At 63.6% G+C, this 25,416-nt stretch carries 26 protein-coding genes and 2 tRNA genes; 21 read left to right on the forward strand and 7 right to left on the reverse strand.

All coding sequences use genetic code 11. From position 1 onward, the window contains the following. Positions 1–123 precede the first annotated feature (123 nt). The 4 genes from ACNQOP_RS14435 to ACNQOP_RS14450 all read left to right on the forward strand — a co-directional run bounded on the left by ACNQOP_RS14435 (position 124) and on the right by ACNQOP_RS14450 (position 5,534). A complete protein-coding gene (locus tag ACNQOP_RS14435) occupies positions 124–1,623 on the forward strand; it encodes an ATP-binding protein (protein WP_416404907.1) in 1,500 nt (499 codons plus the stop codon). Then, complete coding sequence (locus ACNQOP_RS14440; protein WP_257370595.1) at positions 1,620–2,294, forward strand: response regulator; 675 nt, start codon at positions 1,620–1,622, stop codon at positions 2,292–2,294. Before ACNQOP_RS14435 ends, ACNQOP_RS14440 begins: the two co-directional genes overlap by 4 nt. 30 nt (positions 2,295–2,324) lie before the next feature. Beyond that, a complete protein-coding gene (locus ACNQOP_RS14445; protein ID WP_416404908.1) occupies positions 2,325–2,978 on the forward strand; it encodes an MOSC domain-containing protein in 654 nt (217 codons plus the stop codon). Positions 2,979–3,386: 408 nt separating this feature from the next. Then, on the forward strand, positions 3,387–5,534 hold the full coding sequence (locus tag ACNQOP_RS14450; RefSeq protein WP_416404909.1) for a DEAD/DEAH box helicase: 2,148 nt from the start codon (positions 3,387–3,389) through the stop codon (positions 5,532–5,534). 155 nt (positions 5,535–5,689) lie between these two features. Here the strand turns inward: ACNQOP_RS14450 and ACNQOP_RS14455 are convergent, their stop codons facing one another. Beyond that, on the reverse strand, positions 5,690–5,839 hold the full coding sequence (locus tag ACNQOP_RS14455; protein ID WP_416404910.1) for a hypothetical protein: 150 nt from the start codon (positions 5,837–5,839) through the stop codon (positions 5,690–5,692). Positions 5,840–5,848: 9 nt separating this feature from the next. Here ACNQOP_RS14455 and ACNQOP_RS14460 point away from each other — a divergent pair, with 9 nt between their 5' ends. From ACNQOP_RS14460 to ACNQOP_RS14480, 5 genes are all read left to right on the forward strand, one after another. After that, on the forward strand, positions 5,849–5,965 hold the full coding sequence (locus ACNQOP_RS14460; protein ID WP_235517179.1) for a LysM peptidoglycan-binding domain-containing protein: 117 nt from the start codon (positions 5,849–5,851) through the stop codon (positions 5,963–5,965). A 118-nt stretch (positions 5,966–6,083) separates the two neighbouring features. Then, positions 6,084–6,155 (forward strand) — tRNA-Thr (locus tag ACNQOP_RS14465). A gap of 61 nt (positions 6,156–6,216) precedes the next feature. Further along, positions 6,217–6,290, forward strand: a tRNA-Met gene (locus tag ACNQOP_RS14470). Between the two features lie 65 nt (positions 6,291–6,355). Then, positions 6,356–7,012, forward strand: a complete 657-nt coding sequence (locus ACNQOP_RS14475) for an NAD(P)-binding oxidoreductase (protein ID WP_257370591.1) — start codon at positions 6,356–6,358, stop codon at positions 7,010–7,012. Positions 7,013–7,106: 94 nt separating this feature from the next. After that, entirely contained in the window at positions 7,107–8,675 is a 1,569-nt protein-coding gene (locus tag ACNQOP_RS14480) for a Na+/H+ antiporter (RefSeq protein ID WP_416404911.1), read from the forward strand. 13 nt (positions 8,676–8,688) lie between these two features. Here the strand turns inward: ACNQOP_RS14480 and ACNQOP_RS14485 are convergent, their stop codons facing one another. Next, entirely contained in the window at positions 8,689–9,900 is a 1,212-nt protein-coding gene (locus ACNQOP_RS14485; RefSeq protein ID WP_284986441.1) for an ROK family protein, read from the reverse strand. Positions 9,901–10,130: 230 nt separating this feature from the next. On the opposite strand from ACNQOP_RS14485, the gene ACNQOP_RS14490 reads away from it, so the two are divergent. The 5 genes from ACNQOP_RS14490 to ACNQOP_RS14510 all read left to right on the forward strand — a co-directional run bounded on the left by ACNQOP_RS14490 (position 10,131) and on the right by ACNQOP_RS14510 (position 16,053). Further along, positions 10,131–11,405, forward strand: coding sequence for an ABC transporter substrate-binding protein (locus ACNQOP_RS14490; protein WP_416404912.1), 1,275 nt, complete (start codon positions 10,131–10,133; stop codon positions 11,403–11,405). 21 nt (positions 11,406–11,426) lie between these two features. After that, a complete protein-coding gene (locus ACNQOP_RS14495; RefSeq protein WP_416404913.1) occupies positions 11,427–12,341 on the forward strand; it encodes a carbohydrate ABC transporter permease in 915 nt (304 codons plus the stop codon). Continuing rightward, positions 12,341–13,252: a carbohydrate ABC transporter permease gene (locus ACNQOP_RS14500; protein ID WP_284986444.1), complete on the forward strand. Its 912-nt coding sequence runs from the start codon at positions 12,341–12,343 to the stop codon at positions 13,250–13,252. The genes ACNQOP_RS14495 and ACNQOP_RS14500 overlap by 1 nt, the downstream gene beginning before the upstream one ends. A 77-nt stretch (positions 13,253–13,329) precedes the next feature. Beyond that, the gene (locus ACNQOP_RS14505; protein ID WP_416404914.1) at positions 13,330–15,084 is read left to right on the forward strand and encodes a glycoside hydrolase family 13 protein; all 1,755 of its coding nucleotides are present in this window, start codon (positions 13,330–13,332) and stop codon (positions 15,082–15,084) included. Between the two features lie 15 nt (positions 15,085–15,099). Next, positions 15,100–16,053: an aldo/keto reductase gene (locus ACNQOP_RS14510; RefSeq protein WP_416404915.1), complete on the forward strand. Its 954-nt coding sequence runs from the start codon at positions 15,100–15,102 to the stop codon at positions 16,051–16,053. 97 nt (positions 16,054–16,150) lie between these two features. Here the strand turns inward: ACNQOP_RS14510 and ACNQOP_RS14515 are convergent, their stop codons facing one another. Beyond that, on the reverse strand, positions 16,151–17,083 hold the full coding sequence (locus tag ACNQOP_RS14515; protein WP_284986447.1) for a TauD/TfdA dioxygenase family protein: 933 nt from the start codon (positions 17,081–17,083) through the stop codon (positions 16,151–16,153). A gap of 55 nt (positions 17,084–17,138) precedes the next feature. Beyond that, a complete protein-coding gene (locus ACNQOP_RS14520; RefSeq protein ID WP_416404916.1) occupies positions 17,139–17,912 on the reverse strand; it encodes an ABC transporter permease in 774 nt (257 codons plus the stop codon). Between the two features lie 19 nt (positions 17,913–17,931). On the opposite strand from ACNQOP_RS14520, the gene rhlR reads away from it, so the two are divergent. Beyond that, positions 17,932–18,657, forward strand: a complete 726-nt coding sequence (rhlR, locus tag ACNQOP_RS14525) for a transcriptional regulator RhlR (protein WP_347063173.1) — start codon at positions 17,932–17,934, stop codon at positions 18,655–18,657. Here the strand turns inward: rhlR and ACNQOP_RS14530 are convergent. The 3 genes from ACNQOP_RS14530 to ACNQOP_RS14540 are packed head-to-tail and all read right to left on the reverse strand — an operon-like array spanning position 18,630 to position 20,688. Beyond that, the gene (locus ACNQOP_RS14530) at positions 18,630–18,773 is read right to left on the reverse strand and encodes a hypothetical protein (RefSeq protein WP_416404917.1); all 144 of its coding nucleotides are present in this window, start codon (positions 18,771–18,773) and stop codon (positions 18,630–18,632) included. The genes rhlR and ACNQOP_RS14530 overlap by 28 nt on opposite strands. Next, positions 18,773–19,663 (reverse strand): ABC transporter ATP-binding protein, encoded by an 891-nt coding sequence (locus tag ACNQOP_RS14535; RefSeq protein ID WP_416404918.1) that lies wholly within the window; start codon positions 19,661–19,663, stop codon positions 18,773–18,775. The genes ACNQOP_RS14530 and ACNQOP_RS14535 overlap by 1 nt, the downstream gene beginning before the upstream one ends. 2 nt (positions 19,664–19,665) lie before the next feature. Beyond that, positions 19,666–20,688, reverse strand: a complete 1,023-nt coding sequence (locus ACNQOP_RS14540; protein WP_257370584.1) for an ABC transporter substrate-binding protein — start codon at positions 20,686–20,688, stop codon at positions 19,666–19,668. A 376-nt stretch (positions 20,689–21,064) separates the two neighbouring features. On the opposite strand from ACNQOP_RS14540, the gene ACNQOP_RS14545 reads away from it, so the two are divergent. From ACNQOP_RS14545 to ACNQOP_RS14570, 6 genes are all read left to right on the forward strand, one after another. Next, entirely contained in the window at positions 21,065–21,928 is an 864-nt protein-coding gene (locus tag ACNQOP_RS14545; RefSeq protein ID WP_284986450.1) for an HpcH/HpaI aldolase/citrate lyase family protein, read from the forward strand. A gap of 2 nt (positions 21,929–21,930) precedes the next feature. Beyond that, entirely contained in the window at positions 21,931–22,845 is a 915-nt protein-coding gene (locus ACNQOP_RS14550; RefSeq protein ID WP_416404919.1) for a DUF2797 domain-containing protein, read from the forward strand. Positions 22,846–22,950: 105 nt separating this feature from the next. Further along, the gene (locus ACNQOP_RS14555) at positions 22,951–23,175 is read left to right on the forward strand and encodes a DUF3188 domain-containing protein (RefSeq protein ID WP_211712085.1); all 225 of its coding nucleotides are present in this window, start codon (positions 22,951–22,953) and stop codon (positions 23,173–23,175) included. A 30-nt stretch (positions 23,176–23,205) separates the two neighbouring features. Next, entirely contained in the window at positions 23,206–23,655 is a 450-nt protein-coding gene (locus tag ACNQOP_RS14560) for an FAS1-like dehydratase domain-containing protein (RefSeq protein ID WP_416404920.1), read from the forward strand. A gap of 2 nt (positions 23,656–23,657) precedes the next feature. Next, positions 23,658–24,095 (forward strand): MaoC family dehydratase, encoded by a 438-nt coding sequence (locus tag ACNQOP_RS14565; RefSeq protein ID WP_416404921.1) that lies wholly within the window; start codon positions 23,658–23,660, stop codon positions 24,093–24,095. Then, the gene (locus ACNQOP_RS14570; RefSeq protein ID WP_416404922.1) at positions 24,092–25,411 is read left to right on the forward strand and encodes an MFS transporter; all 1,320 of its coding nucleotides are present in this window, start codon (positions 24,092–24,094) and stop codon (positions 25,409–25,411) included. The genes ACNQOP_RS14565 and ACNQOP_RS14570 overlap by 4 nt, the downstream gene beginning before the upstream one ends. The last annotated feature ends 5 nt before the right edge of the window (positions 25,412–25,416 follow it).

Here is a 25,416-nt window from a genome sequence, read left to right on the forward strand (position 1 = left end):
TGTCCGGCGCCACGCCGGACCAGAATGCTCAGAGCAAGCCTAGTACCTGTGCGCATCGCTGGCACCGGTGACAGTCCCACATGGGGACAACTGCCCACCAAGCAACCATGTAAGGATGTAGCCATGGCGGCACCTGAGACACACAGCAACGGCGAGGACGGCGTACTGCTGCGGCTTCCGTCGGTGCGGGGCATCGGCCAGGGCAGGGTCATCAGCGGCCTGATCCTGGCACTATCGCTGCCTCCCGCCGTCGAACTTCTCGTCACGGTGCTGGGTTTCCGTAACTTTGCGATGATTATGCTCCTGCAACTGGCGGTTGCAGTGGCCGTGGCCGCGATCGGGGGCTTGTGGCCGGCTGTGGTGGCAGCTGTGCTGGGCAGCTTCCTGCTCAACTACTTCTCAGCGGACCCTGTGGGTTCGCTCTCCATCGCGGACCCCAGCACCCTGTTCACCGTGGTGGTCTTCCTTGCCGTTGCGTGTGGGGTAGGGCTTGCTGTGGGCCTGGCCACCCGGCGGGCGCAGGAAGCGGCGAGGTCGGGGGCGGAGGCCACGGCGCTTAGCGAGCTGGCCTTGCGGATCCTCAGCTCCGACGGCAGCCTGGAGTCGTTCCTAGAGAAGGTCCGTGGCAATCTGGGCATGGAGGCGGTGACACTGCTGGGGAGCCAGGGAATCACGGCGCAGGGTGCGGCACCGGAGTGGCGTGTCCTTGCCACTGCCGGCTCCAATGCGCCGGTGACCCATGCCGCCGCAGACCATGCCGCCGTCGTCGATCCCCACTACACCCTGTTGCTGCGCGGCGGGCCGTTATCGCCGCAGCATCAGCGGATGCTTGCGGCCTTCGGCGCGTTTGTTGTCGCCGTGCGCGAGCGGCAGCAGCTGGTGCAGAGCCGGCGCGATAACGTGCGGTTGTCGGAGGGCAACAAAATGCGCACGTCTATCCTGCGCGCCGTGTCGCATGACCTGCGGACGCCGTTGGCCGGGATCAAGCTGGCGGTCAGCAGCCTACGCCAGGACGACGTGGATTTTCCGCCGGATGTGGAGCGGGAATTGCTGGAGACCATCGAGGATTATGCGGACCGGCTGGACCACTTGGTGGACAACCTCCTGGACATGTCGCGCATCACGGCGGACGCCGTCAATCCGTTGCTGACCGGTACTGCATGGGCCGACGTGCTGCCGGAAGCGCTGCAAGGTATTCCCCGGAACCGTCTCCGCAACGAACTGCCGCCCAACCTCCCACCGGTTCAGGCTGATACCGGCATGCTCGAACGCGTGGTGGCGAACATTGTGGAGAACGCTGTGAAGTATGCACCTGACTCGGACGTGGTGCTGAGGGCCACGGCGGGTGCTGGGATCACCCTGGGGGAGCGGCCGGCCAGCGAGTTGCGGATTGTCGATCATGGGCAGGGGGTAGGCCCGCAGGAGGTCCTCACCATGTTCCAACCGTTCCAGCGGTTTGGGGATGCGCCCACACCGGGCCCGGCCGGTGGGATCGGGCTGGGGCTTGCGGTCGCCAAAGGATTCACCGAGGCCATGGGTGGAAGCCTCGCGGCGGAGCCGACGCCGGGTGGTGGGCTGACGCTGGTGGTCACGCTGCCGCTGTGGACCGGGGAGCAGCTATGACGCTGGTGCTGATCGTTGAGGACGAGGCGCGCATAGCGCGCGCCATGCAGGTCACCCTCCAGGCCCACGGCTACCAGGCCCTGACCGTGGGAAACGGCGCGGATGCTCTGAACGCCGCCGCGAAGCAACCGGTGAAGATTGTGGTCCTGGACCTCGGCCTGCCTGACATGGACGGTGTGGAGGTCATCCGCCGTATCCGGGGCTGGTCCAGCATGCCCATCATCGTGCTTTCCGCCCGGCACGCGTCCGAAGACAAGGTGGAAGCGCTCGACGCCGGTGCGGACGATTACGTGACCAAGCCCTTTGGCCTGGATGAGCTTCTTGCCCGGTTGCGGGTTGCCTCCCGCAGGGTAGTCACCGGAGAAGAAGAACCCACCCTGGCCACCGCCGACTTCGTAGTGGACCTGGCGGGCAAGAAGATCGTCCGGGATGGTGTGGACGTGCGGTTGACCCCCACGGAGTGGAACATCCTGGAGTTGCTGGTCCGGAACAAAGGGAGACTGGTGAGCCAACAACAGATCCTCACCCAGGTTTGGGGCCAGGCGTACGCCAAGGAAACCCAGTACCTCAGGGTGTATATCGCCCAGCTCCGGCGGAAACTGGAGAGGGATCCTGCGGAGCCACGCCACCTCCACACGGAAGCGGGCATGGGCTACCGGTTCGATCCCTAGTTCGGTGTGGGCATCCGTACACTGGTGTCCATGAACACCGCTTCCCTGCTGGCCGTCTGCCGTGTCCACCAGTTGCTGCCCGATCCCGGCAATGTGGGCGTCACTGCCATTGACAAGCGTCCCGTTGAAGGGCCGGTCAAGGTACACAAACTCGGGCTCCATGGTGATGTGCAGGCGGACCGGGCCAACCACGGCGGAGAGGACCAGGCACTGTACGCCTATTCGCAGGAGGACGCTGACTACTGGTCGGGGGAGCTGGGACGGGAGCTCGCGCCAGGTTTCTTCGGCGAGAACCTGCGTGTCACCGGCATCGAAACCACGGGCGCGGTGATCGGCGAACGCTGGAGGATCGGTCTGGACGTGGAACTGGAAGTGACCTCGCCCCGCGTTCCCTGCGCCACTTTCCAACGGGCAGTCGACGAGCCACAGTGGGTGAAGAGGTTCACGCAGGCCGGCAGGGTTGGCAACTACCTCAGGGTGATCCGGGCGGGCACCATCTCGGCGGGGGACCACATCCACCGCACGTTCGTTCCGAATCACGGCGTCACCGTGGGCCAGTGGTTCAGTGAACCCAACCCGGAGCTCATCCAGGCCCTTTTGGATGCCGAGGCAGACGGAGAGATCCGGCTGCAGGACGAATATCACGCGAAGTTCGAAAAGGTCCTGCGCCGCAGCGGCCTCTGAGACCGGCTTTGCGGACCCGTCGGGCCTGCGTTCACTACCCGGCGGGGAGAATGTGAACAAGCTCACCGGACTCCGGGTCGCGGACCTAACGTCCTGTGCCCTACACTTGAAATATCCCCCACTCCGGAAATCCCTTTATCCTGCCCAATTCTTGAGGCAGGACTGGTAAGTGTTGGGGCCCGCAACTGTGTGCGGGCATTTTCATAGGGAGAGCCGGCTAAAGAAAACGCTGTACAGACTGCTGGGATAGCAGCCAAGAGATGCAGCGGGAAGTCCTGCCATGGGATTGCGATAGCGCCGGACTTCTTGCGAAAGCAGGGCACCTTTTTCCCTGTCTCTTCGCGACGAGTACTGCGGCCAGCCCAACCGGGTCGCGCCGACTGCCCTATGGATGAGGAATTTCTCCCTATGACCGAAAATCTCAACGAAGACTTCGACGCCCAGAACACCGTCTCCGCAGAAGCCGAGACCACCGCTCCCGCCGAAGCCGAAGCACCGGCTGCTGCCGCTGCCCCCGTCGAGACCGCTGCAGCCGAGACTGCAGCCCCCGCCTCCACCGACGCTCCCGCCCCCAAGGCTGAGGACGAAGAAGAAGGCATCCGCTTTGCCGAGCTCGGCATCGATGGCCGCGTTCTGGCCGCACTCCAGGATGTTGGCTACGAAAAGCCGTCTCCCATCCAGGCCGCCACCATTCCGCTGCTCCTTGAGGGTCGCGACGTCGTTGGCCTGGCCCAGACCGGTACCGGCAAGACCGCAGCGTTCGCTGTTCCTGCCCTGTCCCGTCTGGCAGAACTCCATGACCTCAACGGTCCCTCCCGCAAGACCCAGGCCCTGGTCCTGGCTCCGACGCGTGAACTTGCCCTCCAGGTTGCCGAGGCCTTCACCTCCTACGCCAAGCACATCGATGACTTCACCGTCCTCCCGGTATACGGTGGCTCGGCATACGGCCCGCAGCTTGCCGGCCTTCGCCGTGGCGCGCAGGTTGTTGTCGGTACCCCCGGCCGCGTGATCGACCACATCGCCAAGGGTTCCCTGGACCTGTCCGAACTCCAGTACCTGGTGCTGGACGAAGCTGACGAGATGCTGCGCATGGGCTTCGCCGATGACGTGGAGCAGATCTTCCAGCAGACCCCCGAGGACCGCCAGGTTGCCCTGTTCTCTGCCACCATGCCGGGCCAGATCCGCCGCATGTCCAAGCAGTACCTGAACAACCCGGCTGAGATTTCGGTGAAGTCCAAGACCACCACCGGTGCCAACACCCGCCAGCGTTACCTGCAGGTCATGGGCCCGCACAAGCTGGACGCGCTGACCCGCATCCTTGAGGTTGAAGAGTTCGACGGCGTTATTGCCTTCGTGCGCACCAAGATGGCTACCGAGGACCTCGCTGACAAGCTGAAGTCCCGCGGGTTCCAGGCTGCCGCCATCAACGGCGACATTCCGCAGCAGCAGCGTGAGCGCACTGTTGACGCGCTGAAGGAAGGCCGCATCGACATCCTCGTGGCCACCGACGTCGCGGCCCGTGGCCTTGACGTTGAGCGCATCAGCCACGTGATCAACTACGACATCCCGCACGACACCGAGTCCTACGTGCACCGCATTGGACGCACGGGCCGTGCAGGCCGTTCCGGTGACGCGATCCTGTTCATGACGCCGCGTGAGAAGTACTTGCTGCGTTCCATCGAGAAGGCCACGCGCCAGCCGGTGGAGCAGATGCACCTGCCCACCGCCGAGACAGTGAACACGCTGCGCCTTGGCAAGTTCGCCGAGCGCATCACCGAGACCCTGGCGTCCGAGGATGTTGCAGCATTCCGCGACCTCATCTCCTCCTACGAGGAAGAGCACAACGTGCCGGCCTCGGAGATTGCCGCAGCCCTGGCCGTCATGGCCCAGGGTGGTCAGCCCCTCCTGGTCAAGGAACTGCCTGCAGCTCCTGAGTACCAGAAGCGTGAGCGCTCCAAGGACGGCTTCGGTTCCCGCGGCCCGACCCGTGCACTCACCGAGGGCAATGCAACCTACCGGATCGCCGTCGGACGCCGCCAGCGCGTCATGCCGGGGTCGATCGTGGGCGCCATTGCCAACGAGGGCGGCATTTCCTCCGCACAGATCGGTGGCATCGACATCCGCTCGGACCACTCCCTGGTGGAGCTCCCGGCAGACCTCAGCCCCGAGCAGCTGCGCGCACTGTCCCGCACCCGCATTGGTGGCGAACTGATCCACCTTGAGCTGGACAACGGCCGCAGGCCCAACAGCGAACGTGGCGGCTCCGGCGGTGGACGTGGTGGCTACGGCGACCGCGAAAACCGTGGTGGCGGCAACTTCAAGGGCAACGGCGGCTTCAAGAAGGACTTCCGCAAGAACGACGGCGAGCGTACCTCCGCTGACCGTGGCGGACGCTCCTACAGCGACCGTTCCGAGCGCACCGCAGGCAGCTTCGGCGACCGCGACCGCGGCCAGGCCAGCGGCTCCCGCTTCGGTGGTCACGGCGACGGCGCACGCAAGCCCCGCAGTGGCGGCGAAGGCGGACACCGCGACTTCAACCGCAAGGGCAAGTGGTAAACACGGCCCGGTGGTAATCACCGCTTGGCGGTGACCACTCAGTAGTTCCCTCAGGGGGTCGGCTTTCGAGCCGGCCCCCTGTTGCGTTTAAGCACTGTCCCGGGATTGTTGGCCGGGCCCGCCCTTGTACGCCGGCTGTTTCGTACGAGACCGGGTTACGGTGCGCGGGCGAGCAGGCGGCCAGGCAGCCGGAGGCAGGCACCGACAGCGCCAGGCAGCCGCAGGAAGCCCAGGAGGGCGCCCCTGAGGGCTCCGCTGGGCTCTCCCAGGGTGCCGGCAGGGTCACCGAGGTGGTGGTGGAGCACGGGGACACCATGAGTGGGATTGCGGCCCAGTTTGGCGTGGACCTCGGCGCCCTGATTGCAAGCAACGCGGACACCGTGCCAAATCCCGATTTTCTCTACCCCGGCCAGGTGCTTCGCTTGCCCTGATCTTCTCCATTCGGAGATCAACTCCGGGGCACTTTTGCAAATTGTGTCGCGGCGGTTTTTCCGCGTCGTTTCGCCGATTTGTAGCTTCTGAAAACGTCCGGTAGAGTATTTACTCGTTGCCCCCCTAGCTCAGTGGTAGAGCGCGTTCTTGGTAAGAACGAGGTCACCGGATCGATTCCGGTGGGGGGCTCTGAATGAGGGCCTGTGTCAGGGCGGTTTTGACCGGCTTGACACAGGTTTTTCTCATTCGTGGCGGTGTAGCTCAGTTGGTTAGAGCGCACGACTCATAATCGTGAGGTCGGGAGATCGAGCCTCCCCACCGCTACAGAGCAAGACCCCGCAGAATTCACCTGCGGGGTCTTTTTTCATTTCCTGGGACAGAATGGGTCCATGAGCCGAATCGCAATCATTGGCGGCCACGGCAAAGTGGCCCTGCATCTGTCCAAAATCCTCAGTGGCGAAGGTCACGATGTCACGTCCTTCATCCGAAATCCCGACCATGTGTCCGATGTCACGGAAACGGGAGCCTCTGCTGAGGTGCTGGATGTGGAGAACTCGACGACGGCGGAACTCGCCCAAGCGCTCAGCGGCCACGATGCCGTGGTCTGGTCGGCCGGAGCTGGAGGGGGCAACCCGGACAGGACCTATGCGGTGGACCGGGACGCCGCGATCCGCTCCATGGATGCTGCAGGGCAAGCCGGTGTCTCCCGTTACGTGATGGTCTCGTATCTCGGCGCCGCCAAGGACCACGGCGTGCCACCGGACAATCCATTCTTCGCGTACGCGGAGGCCAAGGCTGCCGCCGACGATTACCTGCGGAGCACAGACCTGGACTGGACTGTCCTGGGCCCGGGCACACTGACTGATGAGCCGGCCACAGGGTTGATCGAAACGGACCCCCGCAACACAGCAGACGGGACCCGGACTTCACGGGCGAACGTGGCGCTGGTGGCCGCTGCCGTCCTGGAACTACCGGGGACGGCCCACCGGACGATCCCCTTCAAGGACGGCACCGAAGACGTGGTGGACGCCCTGACCAAGGACTGACAGCTCCTGACCGGGGGATGGCCCGGGATATGTTGGTAGGGAACTTTTTCGGCAATGCCGGGAAGGGCCGTACAACATCTGGGGAAGCAGGGTTATGGATCAGTTGGCGCTCATTATCGGGTTGCTGCTTGCGACGGTGGTGGCTGTGGGCCTTGGCGACCGGCTGCGCCTTCCTTATCCGGTGCTGATGCTGCTGCTCGCTGTAGCACTGACGTTCATTCCGGGCTTTCCCGAGTTTGAGATCTCGCCGGACCTGATCCTGCCGATCTTCCTCCCGCCACTGCTGTTCGCCACGGCGCAGAAGAGTTCCTGGGCAGTCTTCCGCGTGCGCTGGCGGACACTGCTGCTCATGGCCGTGGCCCTGGTGGTAGTGTCCACTGCCACGGTGGCCGGCGCCGCGTGGCTGATGATTCCCGGCATCGGCATACCGGCGGCCATAGCGCTGGGCGCCATGGTGGCACCCCCGGACCCTGTAGCCGTGGAATCCGTTGCCGGACGCGTCCATATGCCGCGGCGGCTCATCACAGTCCTCCAAAGTGAAGGCCTGTTCAACGATGCCGCGGCAATCGTGATCTTCCAGGCCGCCGTGGCGGCAACGGTCTCAGGCAGTGACGTGGGGCCGAACGTGATACTTCAGTTCGTGGTGGGCGCGGCCTTGGCCATCCTCATCGGCATCGCGATGGGCTGGGTGACCAAAGTCATCACCAAGCTGGTTACCTCCATGGTGGCCAGAAGTGCTGTCACCCTTGTTGTGCCTTTCGCCGCATACATCCTCGCGGAAGAGCTGCACGCATCAGGCGTGGTGGCCGTCGTCGTCACCGCCTTGGAGCTGCAACGCCATACGCGACCCCAGGACGCTGCCGAACGGATCACCCGGACGGCTTTCTGGGACGTGGTGGAACTGCTCGCCACGGGGTTGGCCTTCGGCCTGGTGGGCCTCGAAACCCGTCACGTCATCCGGGATGAGGGAACGGCCATTTTCGGGATGATCGGCATGGCCGTGGTGATCTGCGTCCTGGTCTTCGTGGTGCGCTTCCTCTGGCTGGGCCTGCTCTCCCTGACTGCCCGACGGCGGCGTAACCTCCTGCCGACGTCCCCCAAGGAGGTGCTGATCCTGACGTGGTGCGGTATGCGTGGGCTGGCAACGCTGGCGTTGGCACTGGCGCTCCCCATGACTTTGCCCGATGGCAGCGATTTCCCGGCCCGGCACGAGATCCTGGTCATTGCGTGCGCCGTCCTCCTGGCCACTTTGGTCCTCCCCGGTTTGACGTTGCCGTGGCTGATGCGGGTCCTGAAGGCCACCGAGGATGGCTCGCACGAACAGGACGCAGCGCGGGTCTTGGCACGGCGTGCCCAGTCGGCGGCCGTTGCGGCGCTGAAGGAACACGACCTCATGAAGGAATTGCCTGCTGAGAAGGTGGCCTTGATTAAGGAGAAGATGCGCCGGCTTCACGCCGAGCTGCTGGATGGCACGTTGCAGAACGAGACCACGGCCGAGAAGCGCAAACGCGGGCGGGAACTGTCAATCGCCGTTCAGACGATCGCGCTGGACGCCGCCCGACAGGAAGTGGTCTCAGCGCGCAACGAGCCCGGGACCGACCCGGAGGTGGCTGACAGGGTGCTGCGGCAATTGGACCTCCGGACCATGTCGATGCCCGACTAAGTCCTGGGCGAGCCTAGGCTCTGTTCAATGACGCAGGGGAGAGGTCAAGGGCATTCGCTTCCACGTAGTCCAGTGCGTGACGAACCGCTCCGAGAGACACGATGCCATCGCCCAGGGTGGAGCTGGCAAGTCGTGGGGGAGTGAAGGTGAACTCCGGCAACTGCTGTTCGATGGCGGGAATCAGGGCGTTGGCGGACGCTGCGACACCTCCCGCTATGACAAACAGTTCGGGATTCACCAGGGTGCTGATCGAGCCGATGACCCGGGCCATTCGATGTGCCAAACGGTCCAGGGCGCTTTGCGCGGCCGGGTCGCCGTCGGCTGCCGCCGCAAAGACCATCTCTGCGGTCAGGGCTGATGGGTCACCGCCACACAGGGCCCCGAGCGCCGAGGCGGCGTCGTTTTTGAGGGCTTCGCGGCCCCACAGGGCAGCGTAGTGGGCAATTCCGTAGGTGTCGCCGACGCCGTCGACGTTGTCGAGGTAGCCGAGCTCGCCGAAGCCGCCCAGTTGGCCGTGGAGCAGGCGTCCTGACTCGAGGATGCCCGAGCCCAGGCGGTCGCCGGCCAGCATGACCACCAGGTTGTCCACTCCTTGGGCTGTTCCCTGCCACCGTTCGGCGAGGGCCGCAAGGTTGGCGTCGTTTTCGAGGAGCACATGCCAGCCATGCCGTTCGGAAACTATTCGGCGCACATCGAACGAGCGCCAGAATTCCTGGACCGTGGGCACTTCGCCTTGGCGGTTGACGGGGGCAGCTACGCCGACGGATACGGCGAGGACGGAGTTGGCCGTGATGCCGGCCTTGTGCATGGCATCTGCAGCGATGCGGTCCAGGACGTCGGCCCGTTCATCGGCGGGCACGTTGTCGGTCCGGAACGGCATGGTGACCTGGGACAGGGGGGTGCCGGCCATGTCCGCCGCAATGGTGGTGATCTTGGTGGCACCGATGTCTATGCCCAGGACGTGGGCCGCACTGTCGTCGAAGACGAAGCGGCGGGCCGGGCGGCCCTTCACGTAATCTCCGGCCACCCGTTGGTTTTCCAGTTCCTGGAGCCATCCCAGCCGTACCAGTTCATCGCAGATCGAGATGACGGTGGCGCGCGACAGTTCGGTGGAGGCCATCAGTTCGGTGCCTGTAACGACTCCCGCGCCGCGCATTGCCTTGAGCATTGCGCTGGCGTTAACCCGGCGGACCAGCTGCGTTGACGGTGCGGTACCGGTCAGCATGCTGCTTCCTCACTTTCCCGACCGCCTGCAGGAACTGAGACAGCGGCCTTTCTAAATTTAGTTCATAAATTTAGATCCCGACACATTTCGCTGAAAGTCTTGACGGTGTGGCGGCCGTCACCCAAGCTTAGCGATAGGTTGTAAATTTATCTCCTATCTAAACTCGGTGGGCAGGATGGTTGGCCCTCTGATGGTGACGCGGCCGTTGGGGTCCGCAGGATGAAAGGACTATGGTGTCTGCACAATCGACACGCAAGAAACGCCTGGCAGCGATGGGGCTGGGGCTGGCCCTGCTGGCAGGCCTCCTCTCGGGTTGCACGGGCGAACCGGGCAAGGAAACAATCCGGTTCACGTTCAGTAAGCGTGAGGCCATCGGCTTCATGGGCAAACTCGTTGCCGACTACAACGCTTCGCAGGACAAGACAGAGGTTGTCATGGACACCTCCGGCGTCGACGTCGTCTCAGCCAGCTTCGTGCGAGGCAACCCGCCGGACATTGCACTGGCCAACTACAACATGGAATCGTCCCGGTTCGTCCAGCGCGGGGTTTTGAGCGATCTTTCCGGAACCAACGCTGCCTCCCGCATCAGGGAAGACCTCCAGCCGTTGATGGACCAGTACGGCAAGTACCCAGGGCGTACCAGTGCCCTTCCCTATTCGGTGATGGCGTCCTCCGTGATCTACAACAAGGACATCTTCGCTGCGAACAACATTGAGGTCCCGACAACCTGGAGCCAGCTGATCGCCGCCTGCGAGAAATTGAAAGCCGCTGGCGTGACGCCGTTCTACGCCACGTGGAAGGACGACTGGACCATCGCGCAGGGATGGTTCGACTACTCCGTTGGCGGTCAAGTGGACACCCTTGACTTCTTCAAGAAGCTCGCCGATGAAGGGACGGGCGTCGGTCCGGATTCCTCGGTGTCGTTCCAGAAAGACTTCGACCAGCCGGTTTCCAGGATGCTGCAGTTGACCAAGAACTACGTCAATAAGGATGCAGCGAGCCGGGCCTATGGCGACGGAAACCTGGCCTTTTCACAAGGCAAGGCGGCCATGTACCTGCAGGGGCCTTGGGCATTCAGCGAAGTGGCCAAGACCGCACCGGACCTCAAGCTCGGGACTTTCCCGTTGCCGATGACCGAGAATCCGGAGGACCTGCGCGTCCGCGTCAACGTGGACCTCGCCGCGTGGATTCCTGAGGCGTCCAAGCACAAGGACGCCGCGCGTGACTTCCTTGAGTATCTGTACAAGCCGGAAGTGATGGACGCCTACAACAAGTCCCAGCTCGGGTTTACCCCAACTAAGGACTCCACGGTGGTCCCGGACCCGCGGATCGCGGGCATGGCCGGGTACTACGAGCAGGGAAAGGTCTATCAGGGTCCCTCGGTCCTGGTGCCAAAGACCATCCCGATCATGAACTACACCCAGGCGCTCGTCTTCGGCGCGGGACCTGAATCCACCCTCCGCACCCTCGACGCAGATTGGGCGCGCCTGGCGTTTCGCCAGTAGCGCCGGACCCTGGAGCCAAAAATGTCAATCCTCACCAACAAAACCACCTCCCGCACGGGCCTTCCCCGGCAACGCGGCAAGCGTCCCGTCGAACCGATCTTCTACCTCTTCCTTCTGCCCAGCCTTCTCTTGTTCACCCTTGCCATCACCGTCCCGGCCATCATCGGTATCTTCTTCAGCTTCACGGATTCCATTGGCATCGGTGACTGGAAGTTCGTTGGCCTCACCAACTATGTTGCAATCTTTGGTGATCCTGCGATCCTGCAGAGCTACCTTTTCACCTTCGGTTTCTCGCTGGTTACGGTAATCGCCGTCAACGTCGTGGCCTTCCTCCTGGCAGTGGGCCTGACCTCGCGTATCCGGATGAAGTCCGCGCTGCGCACCGTCTTCGTCATCCCCATGGTGGTTTCCGGCATCATCATCGCCTACGTCTTCAACTTCCTGTTTTCCAATTCGCTGCCGGCGGCCGGGGCGGCAGCAGGGATTCCATGGCTGGAAAGCAGCCTGCTGGCCAACCCGGACCTGGCATGGATTGCCATCGTGCTGGTGACCGCGTGGCAGGCAGTTCCCGGCGCCCTGCTCATCTACATTGCGGGCCTGGTCGCTGTTCCCGGGGATGTTTACGAGGCAGCGGACATCGACGGCGCCAGCAAGTTCCAGCAGCTCGTTAAGATCACCCTCCCGCTGGTGGCCGGATACGTAGTCATCAACATCATTCTCGGGTTCAAGGGCTTCCTGAACGCCTACGACATCATTGTCGGGCTGACGAAGGGCGGCCCGGGAACCTCCACCCGAAGCATCGCAATGACCGTGATCGCCGGCTTCAACGGCGGCGACTACGCCTACCAGATGGCCAACGCAACGATCTTCTTCGTTGTCGCCATCCTGATTTCCCTTGTACAGCTCTCATTGACCCGCGGACGGAATGCCCTCTGATGACCGAACAAGCCACCATCGAAACCGAAGCCCGGCAAACCAAACCAAGCACCGCCGTCGGACGTTCCCGCTCCGCTGGAAGAGTAAAGCCGGAGCGGGCCAACTGGTCGGGGACCGCCATCCTCCTGCTGTGCGCCGTTACTGTCCTGCTTCCCCTGTACGTCACGGTTTCCATGGCGTTCAAGACCCAGGGGCAGGCAGTTGACGGCAATGCGTTCTCCTTCCCGGCGCCATTCAGCCTGGACGGCTTCGTCCAGGCCTGGACGTTGACGAACTTCCCCGTCGGCGCTGCCATGTCGCTGCTGGTCACGGCAGGCACGGTGGTGGCAACCATCATCCTGGCTGCGTTCGCGTCGTACGCGATAGTGCGTAACTGGGAGCGCAAGCTGTTCCGGTACTCGTTCTTCTACTTGCTCGCGGCCATGTTCATCCCGTTCCCTGTGGTTGCACTGCCGCAAATCCAGCTCACCGGCCGGCTGGGTCTGGACAATCCATTCGGCGTCATCCTGCTCGCCACCATGTTCCAACTGAGCTTCAGCGTGTTGCTCTTCACCGCGTTCCTCCGTTCAATCCCCATGGAGTTGGAAGAGAGTGCCCGGATCGATGGTGCTACGACGTGGCAAACGTTCTGGAAGCTGATCTTTCCGCTGCTGGCGCCGATGAGCGCAACGGTTGGCATCTTTGCGTTCCTCTATGCCTGGAACGACTTCATGATGCCGTCCTTGATCATTTCCGATCCGGCCCTGCAGACCCTCCCGGTGCGGCAGAACCTGTTCCAGACCCAATTCAGCAACAACTACCACGTGTCCTTCGCGTCCTACCTCATGGCCATGGCACCCGCGATCGTTGCGTATCTCTTTACCCAGAGGTGGGTCATGGCGGGCGTCACGCAGGGCGCAGTCAAGGGCTGACCACTGTTGACCTTCCCGTGTCCAGCGTTTCATACTGGTCCGGGATCTAAATTTAGAATCTAAATCAAAGGAGTTTCGTGAGCACCCCCACTACGCAGGCACACCGTACCGACGCCGGACGCATGGCGGATCCGAACTGGTGGCGCCAAGCAGCGGTCTACCAGATCTATCCCCGCAGCTTCCACGACGCGAACGGGGATGGGCTGGGCGACATCAAGGGCATCACAGCCAAGGTCCCGTACTTGAAGGAACTGGGAATCGATGCCGTCTGGCTCAGCCCGTTCTATCCCTCGGCCCTGGCTGACGGCGGCTACGACGTGGATGACTACCGCAATGTGGACCCCAAGCTGGGAACCCTGGAAGACTTCGACGAGATGGCCGCAGCCCTGCACGCCGCGGGAATCAAGATCGTGGTGGACATCGTGCCCAACCACTCTTCGGACCGTCACGAATGGTTCAAGGAGGCCCTGGCCTCGCCGAAGGGGTCAGCCGCCCGCGAGCGCTACATCTTCCGTGACGGCAAGGGCGAAAACGGTGAGCTTCCTCCCTCCGACTGGGACTCCGTATTCGGTGGACCCATCTGGGAGCGCATCACCGAGCCGGACGGCACTCCCGGACAGTGGTACATGCACATCTTCGCCAAGGAACAGCCTGACTTCAACTGGGAGAACCCGGAAATCCGCGAAGACTTCCTCAAGACCCTGCGTTTCTGGTCCGACCGCGGGGTGGACGGCTTCCGCATCGATGTTGCCCACGGCATGGCCAAGGACCTGTCCGAGCCGATGCCCATGAAGGCAGACCTGCTGAAGAAGGCGCACGGAACCGACGGTTTCACCGATGGCTCCCACCCCTTCTGGGACCGTGACGAGGTGCACGAGGTCTACGCCGAGTGGCGCAAGCTCTTCAATGAATACAACCCGCCGCGGACAGCCGTTGCCGAGGCATGGGTCCACGAGTCCCGCCGGGCCCGGTACGCCAGCCCTGAGGGACTGGGCCAGGCGTTCAACTTCGACCTGCTGCAGTCCGACTTCGACGCCGCATCCTTCAGGAAGATCATCACGGACAACCTGGTCCACGCCAAGGAATCCGGCGCGTCTTCAACGTGGGTCTTTTCCAACCACGACGTCGTCCGCCACGCCACCCGCTACGGGCTGCCGAAGGGCGGCTCAGTGGCACAGGGAACCAACGCCGCGCAAGACATCACCGGCAGCGAACCCAAGGGCCAGGACGGAAAGGGGTGGCTTCTGGCCGGCGCGCCGGCTGAAGAGCTCGACGTCGAACTTGGCTTGCGTCGCGCCCGCGCCGCAACGCTGTTGTTGCTTGCGCTGCCGGGCTCCGCGTACCTGTACCAGGGTGAAGAGCTGGGCTTGCGCGAAGTGACGGAGATTCCCGACTCCGAGCGTCAGGACCCGTCCTTCTTCCGCAACCCGGGAGTGGAGATCGGCCGTGACGGGTGCCGTGTCCCGCTGCCGTGGACAGCGGAGGGCCCATCGTTCGGTTTCGGCTCCGGCGGCGCGCACCTTCCGCAGCCTGCGTGGTTTGCCGAGTACGCAGTGGCCAAGCAGGACGGCGTTGAGGGTTCCACGCTTGAGCTGTACCGGAAGGCGCTGCACCTGCGAAGCGAACTCCAGGCCGATGAGGAACTCGAATGGGTGGAGACCGGCAACCCGGATGTGCTGCACTTCAGCCGTCCCGGAGGGTGGCACACGCTGACCAACTTCGGCAGTGATCCCGTTGATCTTCCTGAGGGCGACGTCGTGGTCTCCAGCGGACCATTGGAAGAGGGCAAACTGCCGTCGGACACCACTGCCTGGGTTGTCAGCAAGGCGTAGGGGAGTACTGACGCTATGGCGAACGGGCGTGGACGCCTTATATACGGCTGCATGGGACTTGGCGGTTCGTGGGACGGTACGTCCTACGGAGCTGCGGAGATCGACCAGGCCGCTGCAGTGATCGACGCCGCGCGCGGGATTGGCGTTGAGCTGTTCGATCATGCGGACATCTACCGCAGCGGCAAGTCCGAGGCAGTTTTTGGGGAGGTCCTCGCCCGTTCGCAGGGCCTGCGCGAAAATATCAAGTTGCAGACCAAGTGCGGGATCAGGCTGGGGGAGCGGGGGTTGGATACGCACTACGACCTCAGCCGGGAAGCCATCCTTGAACGGGTCAACGGGAGCCTGAAACGCCTTCAAACGGATTACGTGGACCTGTTGCTCCTGCACCGGCCCGATCCCCTGATGGACCCGCATGAGGTGGCGGCCGCCGTCGGGCAGTTGATGGCAGAAGGAAAGGTGCGGCAGTTGGGGGTGTCCAACATGTCCGGCGCGCAGATTGCCTTCCTCCAGGACGAGTTGGAGACACCCATCGTGGCGAACCAATTGGAAATGAGCCTGCTGCGGCGGGACTGGGTGGAGAGCACCGTGCTGGTAAACCATCCGGAAGGCCGGGGCTACAGCTTTCCGCACGGGACCGTCGAGTACTGCGTGGCTAATGGGGTGGAACTTCAGGCGTACGGGTCCCTGGCCCAAGGCCGTTTTACGGGGGCGCAGTCTGCGGAGCTTTCGCCGGCCGAATCGGCAACTGCAGACAAGCTTGCACAGTTGGCGGCTGAGAAGAACACCACGCCCGAATCAGTGCTGCTGGGCTGGCTGATGAAGCACCCGGCCGGGATCTCGCCTGTTGTAGGGACCACTAACCCCGCACGTATTCAGGCATGCGCTGATGCCGCCTCCGTGGCCGCCGGCATGTCCCGTGCCGAGTGGTACGGACTATGGGTGTCGGCGAGGGGAAACAACATCCCGTAACGCTGGTTTTAACCCAACTGAGTCGCAGCTGTGTGCGTTATGACCTCTCAAAACGCGTTCAGCTGCGACTCAGTTGGGTGCTTACAGCAACACATGGTTACGAGACAGGGCTGGCCGGAGCGACCACGGAGTACGTGCTGGAGTCACCCTGGATCGCCTGGCTGGGCTTTCCGTCGATGCTGACCGGGATGTCGCCGGCGATGGTCACGCGGTTGAGCTTGCGCGGCTGGCCATCGTAGTTGTCCGGTGCGTAGTGCTGGGTGATGCGGTTGTCGAACAGAACCACCTGGTTGGGCTCCCAGTTCACGCGGACCACATTTTCCGGTCGCGTCACATACGCCTGAAGCAGGCGGATGATGTCCTTGGACTCGGTGTTGGACAGGCCCACAATGCGAAGCCGTTGCGCGAAGCCCCCAATGAACAATCCGCGCTCGCCGGTCAATGGGTGGACCCGCACCACGGGGTGGGCGGTCTCGAACTTCAGCCGGGTGAACTCCTTGCGACGTTCCTCGGCGTTGGAGTGCTCCAGGTTCTTGGGCACCGAGTAGTCGTAGTCGTTCGTGTGGATGGCCCACAGGCTGTCCGCAAAGGTGCGCAGTTCCTCGGGCAGGTCCTGGTAAGCCCCGGCCGAGGAGGCAATCAGCGTCTCTCCGCCGTAGGCCGGAAGGTCGATGCTGCGCAGGGTGGATGCCTGCGGCGGGTTCACCACGAACGTGACGTCCGTGTGCCAGTTGTTGGCCGAGCCGTTTTCACTGTCAACGGGCAGGACGTTCTCTTCCCCTTCCACCGAAGCCACGGTCGGGTGGGCTTTGGTCAGTGGTCCGAAGTGGGAAGCAAACTTCACCTGGGCCTCATCCGTGAGGATGTTGGCCTCGCGGAACACCAGCGCCTTGTGCTCGTTGAGGGCTGCCCTGATCTGCGCCACGGTTTCCTCGCTGAGGTCTCCGCTGATGTCCAGCCCACGGATTTCGGCACCGATGCGGGAGCCGAGCTTGGCGAACTCGAGTTTGGTTTCGGTAATGACTGTCATTGTTTTTCCTTTTCGTTTCTGTGATGTGTGTGGCTGGGTCGCCACGGGTAAAAATTCAGGAGGCTGCAGAACCGACGGCGGTCCGCCACCGGGAGAAGTGCCGTTCCAAGGCCACCAGCAGGAAGTTCACACCGAGGCCCAGCAAGGACACCGTGAGGATGCCCGCGTACATGTCCGGGATCAGGAAGCTGCTCTGCGCATTGACAATCAGGTAGCCCAGGCCAGCCTTCGCGCCCACCATTTCGGCGGCGATCAGCACCAGGATGGATGCGGTACCGGCCATGCGGATGCCCGTGAAGATCGTGGGCACCGCGGAGGGCAGGATGACTTTCTGGAAGAGCCGGAAGCTGTTGAGTCCCAAGGAACGCGCTGCCCTGATCAGGAGCGGATCCACGGTCTTCACCCCGGCGATGGTGTTCAGCAGCACCGGGAAGAAGGCCGCGTAGGCCACGATGCTGATCTTGGATTCCTCGCCGATGCCCAGCAACAGCGTGAACACAGGCAGGAGCGCCAGGGCCGCCGTGTTGCGGAACAGCTCCAGGAGCGGGTTCAGGACCGAGTTCAGCCGCCCGTACCAGGCAATGAGCAAACCCAGCGAGACACCCGCCACCAGCGCGGCACCGAAGCCCGCAACGGAGCGCGTGAGGCTGGCCGCGATGTGGCCCTGGATGGTGCCGGATTCGAAGAGCTTGCCCCAGGCCAGGAGCACTTCGTGCAGCGGCGGCAGGAACACCCGGGTGGAGGGAATCGCCAAGTACGTGGGCCCCAACTCCCACAGCGCCAGGAACGCCAGGACCGCCGCGGACTTCCACACGGCTGAACCAAGCACCGCGGCGACACGACGCACTATGAGGAATGACGGAGGCTTTTTGCTGTGGTGGGACGGTTTGCGTAGCGAGATGCAGCCGATCCACGACAGCCAGGGCGTGTTCGCCGTCCTGGAAAAGGAAGTGCGGCGCCTGGGCTTCGATTACTACGCCTATGGCGTGCGCCACACGATTCCCTTCACCCGGCCGAAGACCGAGGTCCATGGCACCTATCCCAAGGCCTGGCTGGAGCGATACCAGATGCAGAACTACGGGGCCGTGGATCCGGCGATCCTCAACGGCCTGCGCTCCTCGGAAATGGTGGTCTGGAGCGACAGCCTGTTCGACCAGAGCCGGATGCTCTGGAACGAGGCTCGCGATTGGGGCCTCTGTGTCGGCGCGACCCTGCCGATCCGCGCGCCGAACAATTTGCTCAGCGTGCTTTCCGTGGCGCGCGACCAGCAGAACATCTCCAGCTTCGAGCGCGAGGAAATCCGCCTGCGGCTGCGTTGCATGATCGAGTTGCTGACCCAGAAGCTGACCGACCTGGAGCATCCGATGCTGATGTCCAACCCGGTCTGCCTGAGCCATCGCGAACGCGAGATCCTGCAATGGACCGCCGACGGCAAGAGCTCCGGGGAAATCGCCATCATCCTGAGCATTTCCGAGAGCACGGTGAACTTCCACCACAAGAACATCCAGAAGAAGTTCGACGCGCCGAACAAGACGCTGGCTGCCACCTACGCCGCGGCGCTGGGCCTCATCTGAATGCCGGGTGCCGACGTCGTACCCTCTCCGGCGGCTGCCGTCACGGAAGGTTCGACGGCGGTACGTGCGCCAGCCGCGGAGGTTGCGGTTTCTGGATGTGCCAAGGTGGTGGTCATCAGGCCGCGGTCCTTTCAATAGTGGTGGTCACAGGTTCGTCCGGTGCGCTGCCATCCGGGAGGATCTTGCGGTGCCCGGCGTCCTGTGCCCGGCGGACTTCGTCGTGCAGCAGGGTCCAGACCTGGTGCCGGTGCTCAACAAAGGCAGGGTTGGAACGGATGTCTTCGTCGCCTTCACGGTCCGGGATGTTGATGTCCACGATCTCCTTGAGCCGCCCCGGGCGCGCGCTCAGCACGGCAACGCGCTCGCCGAGGTAAACGGCCTCGTCGATGCCGTGGGTGATGAACACGATCGTCTTGCCGGTGGCCTTCCAGATCCGGAGAAGTTCGTCCTGCAACTGCTCACGGGTCTGGGCGTCCAGTGCGGCGAACGGCTCATCCATGAGAAGCACGTCCGGCTCGTAGGCCAGGCTGCGGGCGATGGCAACCCGCTGCTTCATTCCGCCGGAGAGTTCATGCGGGTAGCGGTCCTCGAAGCCGGCAAGGCCTACCAACGCCAAGTACTCCTTGGCTTTTGCCGCACGTTCCCGGCGATTCAGCTTCTTCCCGTCCGGACCCGCCCCCTCAAGGCCGATCGACACATTGGCTGACGCCGTCCGCCACGGAAACAAGGCGTACTGCTGGAACACCACGGCCCTGTCCTTTCCCGGACCGGTAACTGTTTTGCCGTCCACCAGGACTTCGCCGGACGTCGGGGAGGATAAGCCGGCAAGCAGGTCCAGGAGCGTGGTCTTGCCGGAGCCGCTGGGTCCCACCAGGGTGAGGAATTCGCCGTCGCGGACGTCGAGGCTGAGCCCATCGATGGCGGTCAACCGGGTGGCCGCAGCAGTCTTGGTGGCGCGGACCGTGAATTCTTTGGTGACGTTGCGCAAGCTGATTTTCGCCGTCATGGCTATCCCTTCTTCGCGAGGTCGTTGAAGTCGTTGGTGTAGTACTTGGACGGCGCCAGGTCGCCCTTGAGGATGCCCGAGGACTTGAGCCAGGCCTCCCAGCGGGTGAAGTCCTCGTCCTTGATCACGCCTGCGTCCGGAACGCCCGGGCTCTTCCAGAACTTCAGGTTGGCTGTGCTTTCGTTACGGCCGCGGCTTTCGATGATCTTGGTGAAGCGGGCGATCACTTCTGCGCGCGGCGTTTCCGTGGCCCACTTGATGGCCTTGGCCACGCCTGTGGTGAAGGTGCGGGTGGTGTTGGGGTTCTTCTCGATGAAGTCGTTGCGGAGCACGATCTGCCCGCCGGCAAACGATCCAAACAATTGGACATCGCTGAAGAGGGACCGCAGTCCGCCAGCTTCAACGGCATGGTCCTGCAGGATCCCGCCGAGCGTTCCGGCATCGACCTGGCCGCGGCGGATCGCTTCCTCGGTGTCGTTCGGTGCCAGCGGGACAAGCTGGACCTGCTTGATTTCGTCCTGGCTCAGTCCGTTCTTGGTCAGCCACGTGTTGATGACTGCCTCGTGGTGGGCGCCGAGGGTGTTGACCGCAATCTTCTTGCCGATCAGGTCCTTCGGGCCTTTGATGTCGCTGTCTGCCTTGACGTAGTAGCCGCTGAAGTTCTTGTCGTCCGAGCCGTAGTAGTTGACGACGCCCTTCACGGGCGCTCCGGCCTCGATCAGCTTCACCACCGCACCGGAGAAGGCGCCGCCGAAGTCGGTCTGGTTGGTCGCAGCCGACTGGATGTCCTGCGGGCCGCTGGTGGTGTTGCCAACCCAGTTCAGTTTCAGGTCGCCCAGGTAGCCCAGGTCCGCTGCGAGTTCGGGGAAGGTCACGTTGTTCGCTGAGCCCTGGTAGCGGAGTTCCTTGACCTCGTTGCCTGCTTGGTTGGCTTGTCCGGCTTCGGCTGCACCGCCGCAGCCGGACACCGTCAGCGCTAGTACGACGGCGGCCGCGACGCTCAGGAGGGGCAGATGCAGTTTCATGGGAGCTACTTTCAGATGATGGGGGGTGTTGGGTGGTCGGCCGATGCAGGAGTTTGGAAACCCGTGCAACGGCTTGGGAACGATGAAAGCCCATTTCGACGCCGGGTGGGAAGCGATCGGGTAACGCCTGGAAACGCTGCGAAACAGCCCGACACGGGAGGAAATCCAGGGCAATTCCCGGCAACCGGGGGACACAAGACGCTGCGTTGAGCCCTGTGAACAACAACGTCTGGTGGGCGCCGTGTGACTGGCGGGTATCGCCGTCGGGCGTTCATACTGCGGGACCCCACAGTCATATGGGGTTTAGTTCGTATTGATCCTCACAACCGGGCGAAATTCTTCGCCTCGCGGCACGCTGGCCGGATACGGTAGATACATGACGTCTAGCATCGCCGCCGAGTCCGTTCGGCCTACCCGCAACATTCCTGCCGATATCGCCCGTTCCTGGCTTCTTGTCAATGCCATGAAAACGGAGCTTTTTGAAGAATCTGCGGGTTCGCGGGCAGACGCGATCATCCTCGACATCGAAGACGCCGTAGACCCCTCCCAGAAGGATGCCGCCCGCGAGAACGTGGTGAACTGGCTGACCGCAGGTGGACAGGCATGGGTCCGGATCAACGACGCCACCAGCCCGTTCTGGGCCGACGACCTCGCCGGCCTGCGTGGCACGCCCGGACTTCTGGGTGTCATGCTCGCCAAGACCGAGTCCGCTGACCAGGTCACTGAGTCGTACCACCGCATGGATGGCAAGACCCCCGTCGTGGCCCTGGTTGAATCGGCCCTCGGCATCGAGGAAGCCAACCACATCGCCCGTGCGCAAGGCGCCTTCCGCCTCGCCTTCGGTTCCGGCGACTTCCGCCGCGACACCGGCATGGCGGCCACGCCGGAGGCCATGGCCTACCCTCGCGCCAAGCTGGTTGTCGCCAGCCGCGTCGGTAACCTGCCGGGCCCCATCGACGGACCCACCGTGGGAACCAACCACCCGATCCTGCGCGAGCAGACCGGCATCACCGTGACCATGGGCATGACCGGCAAGCTGTGCCTGGCCATTGACCAGACCACGGTCATCAACGAAGTCATCAGCCCCACCCCGTCAGACGTCGCCTGGGCCACGGACTTCATGAACGACTTCGAAGCCAACGGACGTGTCATCCGCGACGGTTCCGATCTCCCGCGTTTGGGCCGTGCCGAGAAGATCATGAAGCTCGCAGTGGCTTTCGGAGTCCAGCCTTCCCTGTAGGGATGCTGGTCCACGGAGTCTCATGGGACTCTTCCGTCCCTGCGTTGAGGCTGTGGTCGCCGCAGGCGGAATTTACTGATGTTGCGTTGGCCCGGGGTACGTCCCTGGGCCTTCGCGTTGCCCCCGGTTTGTGGTGCCTTGGCCATACAAGGGTCCACGGACCCGGAGACCGGACGTATGTTCCCTGCCCCACTGGTGCCCCGGCGGAGCGGGGCAAGCAGTGCGGTGCGTGCTTTGCGCGCGACGAGCCGCGGTTGATGCATGACTTCCACCGGGGTGGCTCCGTACCGTCAGGGCTGAGGGCCTACCTCATGCAACCGCACTGGCTCTACGTGGCCACCTTCGCGAACGGTGCAAGCAAAGTCGGGACAGCTTCAGCGCCACGCAAGTTGAACCGCCTTGCTGAACAGGGCGCCGTGCATGCCTCCTACGTGGCGCACGCCGAAGACGGCCGCACTGTCCGTGTCCTGGAGGACCTGGTAACCCGCGAACTCGGCCTCGTCCAGCAGGTCCGCTCGGCGGCAAAGGTGACCGGCCTGGTGGAGCCGCGTTCCGGCGTCGAGCTTGCCGCTGTGAACCGCCGGCATGCCGGGCGCGTGCGGGAACTGTTGGGCGGCCTGGCCATGACCGGTTACACGGTGGTGGAGGAAGAGTGGGAGAGGCCTGCGCTGGCGGACACCCTCTGCACCGCGCACACCGGCCTTCGCCACCGTTATCCGGCAACGTTCGACGGCGGTGGGCACGGTGTGCGGGTCCGCTCGCTGAGCGGAGCAATCGCCTTGGTTGGCCTCCCCGACGCTTCAGGGAACGAGGTGGACGGCAGTTTCGTGGCAGACCTTGGTGCCTTGAAGGGCCGCAAAGTGGAGTTCGGCCCGCACACCACCGAGATCCCGGCCCTGCAGGACTCCCTCTTCTAACCCCCTCCCGTTGTGGGGCCTGTTGTGCGGGGTATTTCGTGGTCGTGGGGCGCAGAGTGGGCCCCGCAACGCAACCCCTTCAACGCGCGCCGGTAGACTTGGACGGTGCTTGAACAATTCTGGGCCACCGCCCCTACGTCCTACAAAGTGCTGGTCTTTGGCGCCATGGGCCTGATCGCCGTCGGAATTATCCTGAGCATTGTGGGCAACACGTCCGGCAACCAGGGACTGGCATTGGCATCGCTTCCGCTGATCGGCGTCGGCCTGCTCCTGCACGTTGCGGGGCTCGTGGTCCGCGGCCAGAAAATCCGCAAGGACTACAGGAAGTAAACCAACCCTTCGGGCCGATAGGGTTGGATCATGAGTATCAATCCGGACCTGCAGGGCCGAAGCTACCCTGCCGCAGAGGTATACGACGTCGGGCGCGAAAAGATTCGCGAATTTGCCCAAGCCGTGAAGGCTACCAACCCCGCGCATTTTGACGTGGACGCGGCCAAAGCCCTCGGGCACAGCGACCTCGTAGCCCCGCCAACCTTCGCCATCATCGTCGCCCAGCGCGCTGACGCGCAGCTTGTACAGGACCCCGAGTCGGGCATTGACTTTTCCCGCGTGGTCCACGCCGACCAGCGGTTCACGCACCACCGCGCCATTGTTGCCGGTGACCGGCTTGTGGCCGAACTGCACGTTGACGGTGTCCGGGCCATGGGCGGAGGAGCCATGATCACCACCCGCTCCGAAATTTCCACCGAGGCGGGCGAAAAGGTCGCCACCACCACCTCATCCATTCTGGTCCGCGGAGAGGGACAGTAACCATGAGCCCCACATTCGAAGAACTCGCGGTTGGCCAGGAAATCGGCACCCGCAGCATCGACGTCACCCGCCAGGACCTGGTCAAGTACGCCGGGGCTTCAGGCGACTTCAACCCGATCCACTGGAACGAAGCCTTCGCCACCTCGGTTGAACTGCCCGGAGTTATTGCGCACGGCATGTTCACCATGGGAGCCGCAGTGCAACTGGTGAGCGACTGGGCGGGCGACCCGGCCGCCGTCGTCGATTACCAGACCCGCTTCACCAAACCTGTCCTGGTCACGGACACCACCGGCACGGACAATGCCGGCGCCGTCATCGACGTCACCGGCGTGGTGGGGGCCCTCGACGCCGAGGCCCGCACCGCCCGTATCGATCTCACTGTTGTCGCCGGCGGACAGAAAGTCCTCATGAAGTCGCAGGCGGTCGTGAAGGTCTCTTGAACCAACCGAACCATTCCCTGCAACGCGCCACTGCGACCCAGATGCTCCAGTGGCGCGTCGCTGTCCTGACGTCCTATGCGGCCAGCGGCGTTGCGTTCGCCACCTGGGTGTCGCGGCTCCCGGCGATCCGTGACGGATTGGACCTGACCCCCGGTGGTATCGGGCTCCTTCTCATGTGCATGACTGTGGCGTCGTTCATTTCGATCTCCGCGTCCGGACTCATCGTGCTGCGGCTCGGCCCTAAACTCACCAGCTGGATCGGGAGCTGCATGGTGGGGGCAGGCTTGGTCACTGTTGGCGTGGGGGCCTCAATCGCGGCGAACCCCGTCGTCGTTGCCACGGGGTTGGTGGTATTGGGCCTTGGCACGGCCAGCTGGAACACGGCGTCCAACGTCGAAGGCGCGGCAATGGAGCGGGCACTGGGACGGCACGTCATGCCGCACCTCCACGGCGCCTTCAGCCTGGGTACTGTCGCGGCTGCGGGGTTTGGTGCGTGGGCCGCCGCCGTGCACCTGGCCGTGTTCTGGCATTTCCTGATCGCGGGTGTCGTGGTGACTGGTTCCGTGGTGGCCGCAGGATTCTTTTTCCGGGCGGAGAAGACCGCGGCGCCGGCCCGCGCTCCGCGTACGGAGGAAACCGATACTTTCCAGGATCCCTCTACTGGACCGTTGCCCATTATTACGGCGGAAACCGGGACCGCCGCTGCACCACTGGACAACAAACGGCTCGTGGCCCTGGCCTGGCGTGACCGTCGAACGCTGCTGATCGGCGTACTGGTCCTCGGCCTGGCATTGGCCGAAGGGGCTGCTGGAGACTGGGTGGCTTTGGCATTGTCCGACGGCTACGGCCAATCGGACGCGGCAGGAGCGGTTGGCTACGGCCTGTTCGTGACGTTCATGACCATTGGACGCTTCGCCGGCACCGTCATCCTTGACCGGTTCGGGCGGGTAGTGGTGATGCGCTGGTGCTCGGCCACCGCCGTCGTGGGTTTGGCGCTTTTTGTCTTTTCGCCCCTGCCTTGGCTTGCTTTCGTGGCGCTGGCTGTGTGGGGCCTCGGTGCCTCGCTGGGGTTCCCGGTGGGAATGTCCGCTGCAGCTGATGACCCCGTGCACGCTGCCGCCCGCGTTTCCGTCGTCTCCACCATTGGCTACGGTGCGTTTCTGTGCGGACCGCCGCTCCTGGGCCTGCTGGCCGAACACTTTGGCATCCTCCACTCCCTGCTTGCACCTCTTGTGATGCTGGTTGTCAGCTTCTTCCTGGCCCCCCTCGTCGGGCAAACCACAAGGAAGTCCATGCAGCCCAACGAAGCCCGTTAGGCTTG

Origin of the sequence: Arthrobacter sp. LFS091 (assembly GCF_047977885.1) — a bacterium.
In the GTDB taxonomy this organism is placed as follows: domain Bacteria; phylum Actinomycetota; class Actinomycetes; order Actinomycetales; family Micrococcaceae; genus Arthrobacter.

Excerpts from the sequence above, each read along its gene's own strand:
- ACNQOP_RS14535 (WP_416404918.1), bottom strand. The coding sequence starts at position 19,663 with ATGACGGCGAAAATCAGCTTGCGCAACGTCACCAAAGAATTCACGGTC.
- ACNQOP_RS14550 (WP_416404919.1), top strand. The coding sequence starts at position 21,931 with ATGCTGGTCCACGGAGTCTCATGGGACTCTTCCGTCCCTGCGTTGAGG.
- ACNQOP_RS14510 (WP_416404915.1), top strand. The coding sequence starts at position 15,100 with ATGGCGAACGGGCGTGGACGCCTTATATACGGCTGCATGGGACTTGGC.
- ACNQOP_RS14440 (WP_257370595.1), top strand. The coding sequence starts at position 1,620 with ATGACGCTGGTGCTGATCGTTGAGGACGAGGCGCGCATAGCGCGCGCC.
- ACNQOP_RS14480 (WP_416404911.1), top strand. The coding sequence starts at position 7,107 with ATGGATCAGTTGGCGCTCATTATCGGGTTGCTGCTTGCGACGGTGGTG.
- ACNQOP_RS14435 (WP_416404907.1), top strand. The coding sequence starts at position 124 with ATGGCGGCACCTGAGACACACAGCAACGGCGAGGACGGCGTACTGCTG.
- ACNQOP_RS14450 (WP_416404909.1), top strand. The coding sequence starts at position 3,387 with ATGACCGAAAATCTCAACGAAGACTTCGACGCCCAGAACACCGTCTCC.
- ACNQOP_RS14460 (WP_235517179.1), top strand. The coding sequence starts at position 5,849 with ATGAGTGGGATTGCGGCCCAGTTTGGCGTGGACCTCGGCGCCCTGATT.
- ACNQOP_RS14475 (WP_257370591.1), top strand. The coding sequence starts at position 6,356 with ATGAGCCGAATCGCAATCATTGGCGGCCACGGCAAAGTGGCCCTGCAT.
- ACNQOP_RS14485 (WP_284986441.1), bottom strand. The coding sequence starts at position 9,900 with ATGCTGACCGGTACCGCACCGTCAACGCAGCTGGTCCGCCGGGTTAAC.
- ACNQOP_RS14540 (WP_257370584.1), bottom strand. The coding sequence starts at position 20,688 with ATGAAACTGCATCTGCCCCTCCTGAGCGTCGCGGCCGCCGTCGTACTA.
- ACNQOP_RS14515 (WP_284986447.1), bottom strand. The coding sequence starts at position 17,083 with ATGACAGTCATTACCGAAACCAAACTCGAGTTCGCCAAGCTCGGCTCC.
- ACNQOP_RS14500 (WP_284986444.1), top strand. The coding sequence starts at position 12,341 with ATGACCGAACAAGCCACCATCGAAACCGAAGCCCGGCAAACCAAACCA.
- ACNQOP_RS14565 (WP_416404921.1), top strand. The coding sequence starts at position 23,658 with ATGAGCCCCACATTCGAAGAACTCGCGGTTGGCCAGGAAATCGGCACC.
- ACNQOP_RS14545 (WP_284986450.1), top strand. The coding sequence starts at position 21,065 with ATGACGTCTAGCATCGCCGCCGAGTCCGTTCGGCCTACCCGCAACATT.
- ACNQOP_RS14495 (WP_416404913.1), top strand. The coding sequence starts at position 11,427 with ATGTCAATCCTCACCAACAAAACCACCTCCCGCACGGGCCTTCCCCGG.
- rhlR (WP_347063173.1), top strand. The coding sequence starts at position 17,932 with ATGAGGAATGACGGAGGCTTTTTGCTGTGGTGGGACGGTTTGCGTAGC.
- ACNQOP_RS14530 (WP_416404917.1), bottom strand. The coding sequence starts at position 18,773 with ATGACCACCACCTTGGCACATCCAGAAACCGCAACCTCCGCGGCTGGC.
- ACNQOP_RS14560 (WP_416404920.1), top strand. The coding sequence starts at position 23,206 with ATGAGTATCAATCCGGACCTGCAGGGCCGAAGCTACCCTGCCGCAGAG.
- ACNQOP_RS14490 (WP_416404912.1), top strand. The coding sequence starts at position 10,131 with ATGGTGTCTGCACAATCGACACGCAAGAAACGCCTGGCAGCGATGGGG.
- ACNQOP_RS14445 (WP_416404908.1), top strand. The coding sequence starts at position 2,325 with ATGAACACCGCTTCCCTGCTGGCCGTCTGCCGTGTCCACCAGTTGCTG.